This is a genomic window from Pseudomonas sp. PDM21, assembly GCF_014852505.2.
In the GTDB taxonomy this organism is placed as follows: Bacteria; Pseudomonadota; Gammaproteobacteria; order Pseudomonadales; family Pseudomonadaceae; genus Pseudomonas.
Window position 1 is genome coordinate 4,254,562 of the sequence record NZ_CM181223.1, and the last position, 12,163, is coordinate 4,266,724.

Annotated in this window: 10 protein-coding genes; 5 read left to right on the forward strand and 5 right to left on the reverse strand. The window is 46.7% G+C overall.

Going from position 1 to position 12,163, the window contains the following annotated elements:
• The first annotated feature begins 65 nt into the window (after positions 1–65).
• From IB275_RS19420 to IB275_RS19430, 3 genes are all read left to right on the forward strand, one after another.
• Positions 66–788, forward strand: coding sequence for a substrate-binding periplasmic protein (locus tag IB275_RS19420; RefSeq protein WP_192294964.1), 723 nt, complete (start codon positions 66–68; stop codon positions 786–788).
• A 265-nt stretch (positions 789–1,053) separates the two neighbouring features.
• Complete coding sequence (locus IB275_RS19425; RefSeq protein ID WP_192294965.1) at positions 1,054–2,391, forward strand: site-specific integrase; 1,338 nt, start codon at positions 1,054–1,056, stop codon at positions 2,389–2,391.
• A 332-nt stretch (positions 2,392–2,723) separates the two neighbouring features.
• Complete coding sequence (locus tag IB275_RS19430; RefSeq protein WP_192294966.1) at positions 2,724–4,241, forward strand: helix-turn-helix domain-containing protein; 1,518 nt, start codon at positions 2,724–2,726, stop codon at positions 4,239–4,241.
• 733 nt (positions 4,242–4,974) lie between these two features.
• On the opposite strand, the gene IB275_RS19435 is transcribed toward IB275_RS19430, so the two are convergent.
• Positions 4,975–5,445 (reverse strand): hypothetical protein, encoded by a 471-nt coding sequence (locus IB275_RS19435; RefSeq protein ID WP_192294967.1) that lies wholly within the window; start codon positions 5,443–5,445, stop codon positions 4,975–4,977.
• Positions 5,446–5,626: 181 nt separating this feature from the next.
• Here IB275_RS19435 and IB275_RS19440 point away from each other — a divergent pair, with 181 nt between their 5' ends.
• Together IB275_RS19440 and IB275_RS19445 are read left to right on the forward strand one after the other, a co-directional pair.
• The gene (locus IB275_RS19440; protein WP_192294968.1) at positions 5,627–5,848 is read left to right on the forward strand and encodes a helix-turn-helix domain-containing protein; all 222 of its coding nucleotides are present in this window, start codon (positions 5,627–5,629) and stop codon (positions 5,846–5,848) included.
• Between the two features lie 381 nt (positions 5,849–6,229).
• Positions 6,230–6,793 carry a recombinase family protein gene (locus IB275_RS19445; RefSeq protein WP_192294969.1) on the forward strand — a complete coding sequence of 188 codons (564 nt, stop codon included), beginning with the start codon at positions 6,230–6,232 and terminating at the stop codon, positions 6,791–6,793.
• Between the two features lie 640 nt (positions 6,794–7,433).
• Here the strand turns inward: IB275_RS19445 and IB275_RS19450 are convergent.
• The 4 genes from IB275_RS19450 to IB275_RS19465 form a co-directional block, all read right to left on the reverse strand.
• Complete coding sequence (locus tag IB275_RS19450) at positions 7,434–8,225, reverse strand: hypothetical protein (RefSeq protein ID WP_192294970.1); 792 nt, start codon at positions 8,223–8,225, stop codon at positions 7,434–7,436.
• Positions 8,226–8,764: 539 nt separating this feature from the next.
• Entirely contained in the window at positions 8,765–10,552 is a 1,788-nt protein-coding gene (locus IB275_RS19455) for a DUF2326 domain-containing protein (protein ID WP_192319001.1), read from the reverse strand.
• The gene (locus IB275_RS19460) at positions 10,549–10,794 is read right to left on the reverse strand and encodes an ABC-three component system middle component 8 (protein ID WP_412548201.1); all 246 of its coding nucleotides are present in this window, start codon (positions 10,792–10,794) and stop codon (positions 10,549–10,551) included. The genes IB275_RS19455 and IB275_RS19460 overlap by 4 nt, the downstream gene beginning before the upstream one ends.
• Positions 10,772–11,719, reverse strand: coding sequence for an ABC-three component system protein (locus IB275_RS19465; RefSeq protein WP_192294972.1), 948 nt, complete (start codon positions 11,717–11,719; stop codon positions 10,772–10,774). The genes IB275_RS19460 and IB275_RS19465 overlap by 23 nt, the downstream gene beginning before the upstream one ends.
• Positions 11,720–12,163 lie beyond the last annotated feature (444 nt).

The window sequence follows — 12,163 nt, forward strand, 5'->3', positions numbered from 1 at the left end:
TCGCATCTTGGCAAGGGCCGGGCTACACGGCATTGTGTTGTCGTTCTGCCATCAACGGAGCCTTGATGCGCTTCCTCGCCACCACCCTGCTGCTGACCACTGCCCTCGCCCAGGCCGACGACCGTCCCGTGCGCTTTTCGGTGGTCGATAGCTGGGCGATGCCGCTGGCGCAGATCGAGAATGGCGAACTGACCGGCGGCATCATGTTCGAGCTGTTCAACGAGGCGGCACGCGAACTGGGCCGGCCCGCAGCCTTCCACATCGTGCCCCGCGCCCGCATCGAGCAGGCCCTGCTGAGCCGCTCCGTCGACGTGCGCTGCTACGTCTCGCGCACCTGGACCGAACATGAATTCAAGGACTACCGCTGGACTGCACCGCTGATGGTGCAACGCGACCTGCTGGTAGTCCGCGATGCCCCCGCCGACAAGCTGGAAACCCTGCCCAGCCAATCCGTCGGCACCGTGCTGGGCTATCACTACCCGCGCCTGCAGCCGCTGCTGGACAGCCACTGGCTGACCCGCGACGACGCGCGCAACCAGGAACTGGTGTTGAAGAAGCTGCGTATCGGTCGCTATCAGTACGCGATCAGCAGCGAGTTCGCGCTGAACTGGTTCAACCGTGAGTTGCCCGAGGCAGAGCGCCTGAGAATCGCCAGCGTGATCGAAGAAACGCCGCTGTCATGCATGGTGCTGGACGCGCCCGAAGTCCGCGCCGAAGAGGTGCTTTCGGTGCTGGCGAAGATTAAGGCGTCGGGGAAGATCGAGGAAATCCTGGGTCACTATCGCTGAGGCGACATATGCATCGACAGGAGGGCACGGAAGATTTTCCTGGACCCGAAATGGAGGCGGCCCCGCCAGCATTTGGCAGTGTATTTCCCGCTGTATTGGCTGAGTACTTCCGAAGCCTTCCAGATCGGCAAATGCATCGCTGAAAGCCTTGTGGGGCATGACCTTCAAGGTATTCCCAACCGAAGCTTGCATAGAAAATCGGTCCTGAAAGCCCTAGAGGTGGCTGCACTGTCACACTCTGCTGTCACACCTAGGTGTCACACCCATGGCCTTCATCATTCGTCGCGGCGCCGTCTACTACCTGAATCTGAGATTGCCCATGCACCTGCATCGCCAACGCGACACCGTTCGAATTAGCCTCAATCTCAGAAGCAGAAGGGAAGCCTTGTTCATGGCAAGCGGGATTGCCCAACGGGTTTACCTGCATCTCACTGCTAATCCACTCAGCTCTCCCGAGGAGCTGCGTCAGCTATGTATCCAATGGCGAAACGAGGTTAGGCAATCCTCAGCCACGCCTGACCACTATCTCTGCATTCCGCTTCCAATGCAGACCTCTGCGCACCTGCTACCTACGACCGCCTCTACGGCAACCACTCCGTCACTGAGCACGCTATCTCAGCTGTATATAAAGGAAGGTGAAAGCAGTGGGGCTTGGAGGGAGGCAAATACGCTCGATGTGCAACGTGCCGTTCGGGACTTCTTCGAGCTGATGGATGACATGCCCGCCTGTGCGTTCGACTCAGAGCAGGCAAGGCTCCTTAAGCATAGGCTCAGCAGGCTGCCACAGTATTTCTCTCAGCGCCCAGAATTCAAAGGTATGACCCTAAGGCAGGTTGTCGATTCGAAGATGACTTACCCAACCATCACCGCAGTGACGATCAACAATCGCCTACGGAAGCTCACGGCACTCTTCAACTGGTGCAAATCCAACGGGTACATTAATCAGAATCCGCTCAGTGGCGTGAAGGTGATGACCGGTGCTGCCAAGGAAGCTCGCTTGTCCTTCGACCGATCCGACCTTCAGGCGTTGCTGGATCTCATTACACTTCGTCAAGAAGCTAGGAAGCACCTGTGGAGGTTCTGGCTCCCCCTACTTGGACGGTTCACGGGCGCCCGCTTAGAGGAAATCTGCCAGCTCCATATCGATGATTTCTGCTCGATTCAAGGAACCCCTTGCATTCGAATAGATGATCGCCTCGATGGGCAGAAGCTCAAGAACCGCAGCAGCCGAAGGATTATTCCTATCCATCCGATACTCATGGAGCTGGGCATTCACTCTTACGTGGAGTCGGTGCGGGCCTCTGGAGCGCTCAGAGCTTTCCCTGAGCTTGAGGCTGTACGAGGAAAGTACGGTTATGGACCGTCGAAATGGTTTGGCCGGTATCGGAACAAGCTTGGGGTCAGCGATCCGAAGAAAACATTTCATAGCTTCCGTCATACATTTGTAGATGATCTACGGGAGGCAGGAGTTCAAGACTCTCTAATCAAACAGCTGCTTGGCCATGCTGATTACTCAGTGACGTTTGGGATTTATGGTAGTCGAATGCCAATTAAAGAGATGACTCGTGCAATCAAGAAGATCCCAGGCAGCACGACAAAGTAAGCAGCTTAACGATGGATAGGCACTCCAAGACACCAAGATACCCACTTCCTGGCATAGTGCTGGATGGCTATTCTTGATGCCTTGGAGAGCCATCCCAAGCGGACCAAATAGTCGACTCTTATGAAACCTTTGAGCTCTTTCGCCTCTAATCCTGCCGTTGCAAGCAACCCAAGATATTGACAGCCAGCTAAAACCTGAGTAATGTCGCCCTCCCCTCAATTGGCGAGGGAATAACTCTACCGAAATGGTGAAGCAAATGAACATCAAAACTAACCAGCAAGCAGGGAGGACCTACACTCAGCCATAGAAGGCTTGAGCCTCCTTGTCTTGCAATGAGCAAGGAGAAAAATTTGAAGACTTGTAATTCCCTTATCGCTCCTCCTGGAGCTGGCAAGTCCCAATGGCTGATCAAACACATTAGCCAACATCGTAATGAACACTCTGTTCTTGCATTCCCTACTCTACTTCTTTCTGAAGAGATTACTAAACGTCTCGAAGAGCTAGGCATTCGTTTCAACATCATAAACAGCGACACTATTGAAGGCGCCACTGTTACTCAAGTACTAGAAGAGGCGTTATGCAATCAGAATGATAACATCATCATCTGCACACATACGGCATTACTGCTGATCCGCCCTGACCTACTGTGCGGATGGAAGCTTTATGTTGATGAAGTACCTTCTATTTGGAACTGTGCTAGCCCATCCTTCCAAGATATTCAGTTCCAAAAGGTGTTTGATAACAGCATCATCACCTTGGAACCTGTAGAAGGAAAGAAGCACAAATTAATGAAGGCAAGACAAGATAAGTTGGCACTGATCGAAACCTTGTCGAAAGGTGGAGAAGGTACAGCATACAGCGACACCGCCACTTCCGTGCTTGAGAAACTGCTTGATCCTAGCTATGTGGTAGAAGTTGATAAGCTTGACAAGAACATCAATCGCACAGTCAGAATCATCGGAGTTCATGACTACCTTTCGGCATTCGAAGCAGCGGACGAAGTTACTATTCTGTGTGCAGAACTACACAAGTCTTTGCTTGGCGTAAGTCTCAAAGGCAAAGGCTGGAACGTCAGTATTATTGATTACGATCTAGGCTTCACTGGTTACGGCAACAGGGTTGTTATTAAACCTTTTCTCTCAGGTAGAAGTTACTCAAAGTCAGCTGCACTGGAGAATACTTGTAAGCCACAGACCGAGTTCACTGAAAGTTGCAATATTGACAAGTGGCTTAAGAAGGTGTTTGAGGACATTGGATACCATCAAGCACTTATGACTTCCCACAAGTGGTTGCAGGTTGAGCTGCCCTTAGACAGCAAGGGCGGAAGTAACATTCTTCCAATCAAGATTGATAACAGAGGGATTAATGATTACTCAGGTTACACCTATGCCATCTGCCTTCAGCACGGCAACATAAGTCCTGTTGATGTCCGTAGTCTATCTACCCTTGCACAACTACTCTCCGGTGAGAATTTAGTAACAGAACAAGATATTAAAAACGCTGTTCAGTATGAAAGACTATATGAATCCACACTTCAAACTGTATGTAGAACTGCACTCAGAGACAGAAGCAACCAAAATCCTATTACCTTGTACGTGCAAGATGAAGCTGTAGCACAGTTTCTAGCTGAGAAACTTGGTAATGCGATTATTGATAGTAATCTATCCATGAATCCTCTCAGAGTAGAAACTGAAGCTAAATCTAAACGAAATGAAAGTAAGGCTGAAGCCTTGAGGATGTACTCGAAGGGCGTAGCTATCAAAGCGATAGCTCATGCTATTGGCAAGAATGAACGAACTGTTAGAGACTGGTTAAAGCCTTACAGACAGCTTGAGCAGCGAGCAGCATAGACATTTGAACAGTATGAGTATGGAAATTTTCTCTTAGAGAATCCCTAAGAGATTTTTTCCACATCCACATATAAGCTTGAATATACCTTACTAGCACTATAAAACTTATCTGCGTCAGCACAAGACGGATCGGATATCGAAAAATCCGTCTGCTCCTCTTGTCATAGGTGCTGAGGTAGGTATCGTAGAAAATTCTTAGGATAGTGTTCGAAGATCTGTAGTGATCATCAGAGTTATTCCAGGAAACCCTCTACGATAGCGAGAGCTAGCCCAGCACGGAAAAGACATATGAGGGTTAACCCCCTCTTCAGCCTTACGGCATATAACTTGAGCGAGTATGAGAGTATTCTGGGGGACCTTGAGCACTCTTAAGCATAACCCAGAACACCCTCATGAATAGCTTAATTAGTCGTAGAGACAAGAAACACAGAGAGATGAATCATCTCATTGGTATTCTTCTCTTCTACTCAAAATCTTTTCAAGGTGCTGCACAAACCTATCAGCTACCGGCCATGCCAAATGAATCTGACGCTATCGTGCAAGGACGAGATAACATAAGACAAGTTTTGCGTCAGCACCTAAAACCATTAAGAAATCTGTAAACTTCTATTTAGGGCATTGACCCATCAGCCCCTTTCTTCCCGTGCCAAGACGTCAACTATTGAAGAATTATTGCAATCACATTGGCATAGCCGTGAGTCTTGCAATAATCCCTCAATATCCTAGCCTACGATCAAGCGTCCGGCGCTATGTACGCCTTGAAATTATTATTTATATAAGCCATCTTCTTAGCACAATCAGCCGCAAAACCAGTTATATCACTATCGATATCCTCAAGACTTCTCAACCCCCTACATACCGGTTGAATCTTGATGATTTCCTCATTCCCGACATCAGGTGATCTAGTTACTGTCAACCCTACATAGCCGAACTCAGTTGGATTATACGTAGTGACCATAGTCTCATCAGACATCTGGATTTTCATATCCGAGATTTGCTGAACGAACACCTTTGCTCGTGAGAATGCCTTATTGCAAGACTTCTCATCCTTGCATCGGACGCTTGCTTTAGGCCAAGAAGCGATCAGGTCTCTTTTCACCTTTGCTTTCTCAGCCTTCACGCGTGCCACCTGCTCTGGGGATGCACACCCCGCAAGAGTCACCATAAGACCAATCGAAATGGCCCCCAAGAATCCCGTTCTCATACCTTCACCTTCCTTCTAGTAATGCATCCGTCTGTTCATAGCCGGTAGTGCCGATCCCCACCTGCTTTGCCACCAGAATGATGCCATCATTTCAAAGAAATGTAACGATTGGTGTGTCATCTCTTGGTGTGACATCACTTGGTGCGTTCACGGTTGGACCACACCAAACCATCATGTTTCGATGGAAACCAATCAGATATTGCGAACGGCCTTTGGCCAACGAATCCGCGAGCTACGCATCAAGAAGGGCTTCAGCCAAGAAGCCTTTGCCGACGAATGCAAGCTCGTCCGCACTTACATGTCTCGTATTGAGAATGGAACGGCTAACCCCAGCCTGGAAGCCGCCAAGGTGCTTGCAGATGGGTTGGGGGTGACCCTTTCTGAGCTGCTGGAAGGGCTGTAACGCAGCTGCTCAAAACTTGATCAGATAACTATTCCGTATCAATGGACTTTCCTCGCCCCGGCCTAACACGCTGGGGCGTTTTTGTATGTGCATATCCTTACACCCGCCCCATCCATCAGGCTTTCCGCTGGGAGGGCCTTAGCCGGTAGGCCTTCACCCTGATCAAATCCTCATTTCTGGGAAATAAACGTGAGGCTCCACCGTTGAAATGAGCTCTCCCCTGCCCTACTCAGAAGCTAACCAGACTAGAAGGCTCAAAAACGACCGATTCTGATACCTGTCTGAAATAGGGTTTAATTTGGTATCAAAAATATGCTTTACGACTTATGACACCTAAATCATAATGACACCACATTATTGATACCGAATGGAGTCTAAGTCATGAGTCGCACTTTCCTTTATGCCCGAGTCAGCACCAGTGATCAGACTACGGACAACCAAGTCGAGGAAATCAAACGTGCTGGCTTCGACGTACAACCTCAGCGCGTTATCGCTGAAACAGTTTCAGGATCGGTAGAAACTGCTAAGCGTCAGGGCTTCTGTAAGCTCCTGGAACGAATGGAAGATGGTGACGTGCTGCTAGTTACAAAGCTGGACCGATTGGGCCGTAATGCAATGGACGTGCGGGCTACTGTCGAACTGCTAGCTAGTCGTAGTATTCGCGTTCACTGCCTTGCCCTTGGTGGCGTAGACCTAACCAGTGCAGCCGGTAAGATGACTATGCAGGTACTTGCGGCAGTTGCAGAGTTTGAACGTGACCTGCTAATCGAGCGGACTCAGAGTGCATTGCAGCGTGCCAAGGCCGATGGCAAGACCCTCGGTCGTCCTGTGAAGGCATCTGCTGACGAAGTACGGGAACTCAAGGCCCAAGGCATGAGCCAATCTCAAGTCGCTGGGGCGCTGGGAATCAGCCTGCCTACTGTCAAACGCCGCTGGAATGTTTGAGAACACACCTTAACGTTGAGCCTATCTCCTGCTTATGCAGCCCACGCAATGCCGCCTAGGAAGGTCTCTGTGCGACGATAAGCGGAGGGTAGCGATAGCACTACGTAATATTTTGATTTCATCAGAGAGCCTCCTGCGGGCCATCTGCGCGTGCCCTTAACCCTGAGCCAACTCTGGCAGTTATTTCTGATTTTTCGTAAACAACCCCAACAGAGGTGTATTAAATGAAGACTGTCAACCGTGCACATCTATGCAAAGGCTTCCGATAGACGAATCCGCAGCTCTATAGGGCTGCCCAGTTCCGTACTTATCTTCAATAAGTTGTAACTCTAGCTTCCCGCCGTCATCTAGCTGTGCATAAAAAGCAGTCCACTCGGCGTATGCACCAAGTCGATTCTTGGCGTTATATCACCGCAATATTTACTTTTTATATTCACTTAGTCTCAAGAATCGCACCTGAAAACCATAGGGATCGATAAGTTATTTTGACTAGCCAGAGCTTAATTAAGCTTCTCTTCAGGAGACTTTCCAGACGCCGACAACAACCCCATAACAGCCGGAAGGACAAAAGGCTTGGAACACCGCATCACAGCTCCTTTCTTAAAATAAAAAACCAATTTTTAGCCAACCAAAGCACACCTCATCTCGCTGATAGTTCCGCCTTAGCCATCTGCGGACTTTCGACAGGCTTCTCAGTCTTGTAGTCCATAACTATTTGGCTACCACGCGAACTTCCGTAAAGCCATTCTTCCGCCTGCTCCATAACCTCAAGAAATCGTACAGCCAAGCTCGCTTTGTAATGCCCCAATGGGCTTTCTTCTGCATTATGATCGACAAATATAAATTCCGCTTGCTCAACAACCGGCTGGTTTCCATATTCTTCCGCAAACAGCTTTACCTTTTCTGTTATCACCATCCATCTAAGCGCACGATCAGACGAAATAGAACTTGCCAACACGAGCAAACTCCTAAAGTCCTCTAGTCTAGAATGAGCAACAAACATGGCCGTTTTTAGCGATAGGAAGCTTGTCTCACCCTCCATAACGCGATTAATATTCGCATCCAGCCATGACTTCCTTAGAACATCGCAATTCACCTCTGTCACTGCTGTCTCATGACCAAAGACTGATACTTTATCAAAAGCACTTAAGATAGATGCCAAATGTATATTTAACACTGCCTCTGCCTCACGTTCCTTGCGCAATCTTGGGGCATAATCTATCAACAGATAGAAAACGTAAGCCGACAAAAGCCCTACCAGAAGATCAGCAACAACTGATTGAGTTGCATCAGCCACTAGAACCTTAGCTATATCCGTCCCTTCAAGGAAGTGAGGAATTTTGAATCGAATCTCCACCACTATCAAAAGAAAAAATGCCGAAACTGCAAAAATAAACAACCATCTTTCTTGTTTGTCTGCTAGGACTTTCACATAGCCACCATATTATCCAGCTTTCTCTTAAGAGGAATATCAAATCTAAAATAATTCCAGAGACTTACTCTTCCGAGCGAAACCTCAAAGTACCAGCCGGATATACATAATAAGCGAGTATCGGGCTTGGCCAGAAATCATCACCAATAGCCCTCAATCTGACCCTAAGCATATTCGGCGAATAAATTCGCCACACTGTATCAGAAACACTAGCTTTGGATCAGCATAAAGCAGAGATAGCGTGATCATGTTCGTTGGAATCCGTAGACCGGCTATCCCGTCTGTCTCAGGCCGATTGGGAAATTCTGAAGGGTATTATCCCCACTACATACTTCAAAACAAGCCGACAGCCACCTCCTAAAGCGCCTTCGGAGCATTAAGTACCACTCGAACACGCAGCGACCCAGACTAATAACACGCGTATGGCTGATCGTTTTCGCTTTTCCGCAGCTTGATCCTCTTTATATTCCTGAGAACATTTGCAGCAGGCAGCGAATCTTAAAGCCTATACCCCTCTACAAAAGACCATAACGCTGAACTTACCAAGCGGGAATGTTAAACAGTCGCCCCTCTGGACCATTATCACTAAGTTTTCTAACTACCTCTTGACTAGAGAAGTTAAATCCCTTGGGAAGATCAGAGTCAATCAGTGTCAGAATATACTGAAAGTCAAAAATATTCGATGCTGTCCGAACATACTCAATAAACTCGATCTTCTTTCGGTCATCAAGAGTTTCAAGCCCACCATCATGATACAGAAATCTTACAAAATCCTTTGATGAATAGGCTTCCATCACAGCCAAGTCGAATCCAATACAAAGTATTTTCTTGTAGCTATGCCCTTCGCTCTGTCCAGTAACACAGCCGTCCGCCCCAAGAATTCCAGCATAATATTCGAGATTTCCTTCCGAATTCTGCTCTGTGCGCAAAATACCGGTTAAACCGAGGACATCAGAGACATATGAAACGAAAGAATCTTTAATCCTCTGATAAATACCCCCCTTAGACCTAACAACCTCATCTCTATTCTGGCGAATAGCGTCAACGACTGATCGCTTCTCGCGAAGAAGGTCTCTCTCTTCCTGTTCTAAATTTCTAATCTGATCATTGACATCCAGCTTTCGCTGAATCTCAGCAATGCTTGCATTAATTTGAGCAAGTCGATCAGCTGCCCCTTTATATTTCAAGAAAACATCCGAGGTACGCAGGTAGGCCAATGCACGGGAGCGCTCTTCATTAAGCTCAGAGATCCTCTCTGACACCCCTTCCAACTCAAAAGCCAAATCATTAAGTTGCTGCGCTATAAGCTGATCACGCTCAATGGAAATCTTTTCATTGAAATCCGAAAGCTGACCATAAGACTTTACTACTTGATCACCAAATAGAATCCCAGCCTCTTCAAACAACCTCGAAACGTCTTCAATATTAAATTTTGCCTGACCTATAACCCTGGCCTTCTCAAGTTTACGAACCTTCGAAACCAGGTAATACCTTACCTTTGTCAGCTCATCAAGCTCTGAATCAATATTATCAGCAACATTATTGAGCGATATTTGCTCGACCTTATCAAAATTTAAACTAGACAACTGTTCATCAAGAAAGCGTGCCTGAGACTTATTTGAATCCAATAAGGCGGTCAGAATCTCTTCCTGATCACTTTGCAAAGCCCCAATAGAGGCCCTCACAGCTGCGATATTTTCCGAAAGTTTATCTAACTGATTACGCAGCAAATAATTCTTGGTAAGATTACTCGCCTCAAAACCAAGGAGGCGGCCAAGATAAGGTTTCCAGCTCAGATGAGTCCCTCTAAACTTATCCAGCTGAAAAATGTCTGTATAGTCGTCTTGAGAGCGCAAGCAGTAGGCAACTGCGTCGCGATAGGTCCATGGAGCTATTGAAAAAAGACCTATATAGGAGTCAAGGATCAGCTTTGCTCGATCTATGGGTATATTGCAATAATCCCAATTGGAATCTTCAAAACCTCTAAGATCACACTTGCTCTCAAAATGCTTCTTGAGCGCAATCTTAGTATTCTTTTCTACAGATCTCCTTACTGTTAGATAGCTGCCATCATTCAGCTTAAGCTCTAGAAAGAAGACATACTTCTCAAATATCTGATAAAACTGAAACAAGAAAAATGTCTTAGAGCGTCCCTTTAGAAGGCAGAAATCAATAAGCTCAGAAAGCTTACTCTTTCCTAGATTGTGCGCATCTGTATTCTTCGCATCCGGATTCAGAATCTCCCCGATGACAACGTTGAATCCAGAATTAAAATCAATCGTATGAAAGTCACTTTCAAAATTACAATATATTCTTGAAAGCTTCATTTCCCCACATACTCAATAAGGTCATTTTTTTGATGATATTCAATAAGGCCCAGCACATACAACAGCTGCAAACTTTTCTCAAACAAAGTCAATGCGCGAGGCTCATACTCTTTTAATCTCTCATGCAAGTCCGAGTAGGTTTCGAATTTGTTTCTTCTCAGCCGCTTTAGCACAAATGCTGAGACAGACAATATTGTCATATCAGGGTGCGCATTTTTATTAGGCAACAACAGCATCATCATCACCTATATCACAGTGGTAATACATATAGTAGATCATCATTCTCGTCAGGGCTTTATTTGATTTCAAATCAACATCCCGCTCGATCAAGAGATCAATAACCCGCTCAATCACAATATCAAAACTTTGCTCAGTCCGACGAAGCGCAGATATCTTTGCCGAAAGCTCTTCGGAACTTTCAATATAGAGCCTCTGATACTCTTCATTATCAGGAACAGCAAGAAACTCCTCGACCTGAGCCATCTCGGCAATCTTACTCTTAATACGACTTGAATATTGCTGGCTCAGATCATTGATCTGATTCTTTCTCTCAAAATCAGTTCTGATTATAGCCTTAGGCGATTTTGAAGACGCTATAAATTTCAACCCTGAGCTTATTGCAACGATCACTTGCGACAACTCATCGGGCTCAATATTTAGCGGCATATCAAAGGGGTTCAGCCCTACTTCTTCAGGTATTTCTGGATAAATCTTCCAATAGCGTTCCAGGGCTTCCACACCAACCAAGCCCACATTGTGCTTTGGCAACCCTGTCTCTGAAGAGATATAATTTTTAATTGACTCGTTTGCATTAGCAGGGAGCTTCCTATTGGAGAACAATATATAGTTACTTAAGCCATCCTCCCTGATAAGCCTTTTTATTTTCTCAACTTCCAAATTTATGTCGGATGAAACACCACCAAAGAAATCAGAGTCAGAGAATTTCTTATTATATGCAATAGTGTGCTTTGCCTGAACTACAGTTAAACCTTTCCATGGAGAAGCTGTGCTCGGGTATTTTTCTGCCACCCCGTCAAATCGAGAATCACGGCCTCCGTCAACACCTTCAGCAAAGCTCTCGGTACCTATACCAAACAATCGATAACAAAGATGGACCACCAAGCTTTCAAATTGAATATGGGAAAGCTCACAGTACTGATACTTCATACATCACTCTCCATCCAAGAGAGCACTCTATCCCTGACCAAGATCGCCCTCCTCCAGAATCCGATATTTTCTGAATGAGATATACTTGGTGAATCCAAACTTTATATAGGGCTTCCCATTCTGAGCTTTAAAAGCGACTCCCACCACAATAAAGTCAGCCCCTTGGAGGTCATCAATATCCTTTAGCCGGAAATCTTCGACTAAATCATCCTCCAAGTCCTCTTCCTCCACCATTATGCTGGGCTCAGCCTTATAATCCCCACAATTTAGCCACAGTACGCCGTTACTTTTATTAACGTTATTTATCCTCCCCCAAAAAATCCTAGGCTCACCAAGTGGAGCCTCATCAATTTTATACTGAGGGATTAAAAAATCCTTTAGATCACCTTGAATAACGATGCGTCCACCATCCGCAATCATCTTCACTTCGGTGCCGGCCTCTGG

What these genes read in the sequence shown, in the direction of transcription:
- IB275_RS19460 (WP_412548201.1), bottom strand. Translation starts at nt 10,794, where the DNA reads ATGATGATGCTGTTGTTGCCTAATAAAAATGCGCACCCTGATATGACA.
- IB275_RS19435 (WP_192294967.1), bottom strand. Translation starts at nt 5,445, where the DNA reads ATGAGAACGGGATTCTTGGGGGCCATTTCGATTGGTCTTATGGTGACT.
- IB275_RS19440 (WP_192294968.1), top strand. Translation starts at nt 5,627, where the DNA reads ATGGAAACCAATCAGATATTGCGAACGGCCTTTGGCCAACGAATCCGC.
- IB275_RS19425 (WP_192294965.1), top strand. Translation starts at nt 1,054, where the DNA reads ATGGCCTTCATCATTCGTCGCGGCGCCGTCTACTACCTGAATCTGAGA.
- IB275_RS19455 (WP_192319001.1), bottom strand. Translation starts at nt 10,552, where the DNA reads ATGAAGCTTTCAAGAATATATTGTAATTTTGAAAGTGACTTTCATACG.
- IB275_RS19445 (WP_192294969.1), top strand. Translation starts at nt 6,230, where the DNA reads ATGAGTCGCACTTTCCTTTATGCCCGAGTCAGCACCAGTGATCAGACT.
- IB275_RS19430 (WP_192294966.1), top strand. Translation starts at nt 2,724, where the DNA reads ATGAGCAAGGAGAAAAATTTGAAGACTTGTAATTCCCTTATCGCTCCT.
- IB275_RS19420 (WP_192294964.1), top strand. Translation starts at nt 66, where the DNA reads ATGCGCTTCCTCGCCACCACCCTGCTGCTGACCACTGCCCTCGCCCAG.
- IB275_RS19465 (WP_192294972.1), bottom strand. Translation starts at nt 11,719, where the DNA reads ATGAAGTATCAGTACTGTGAGCTTTCCCATATTCAATTTGAAAGCTTG.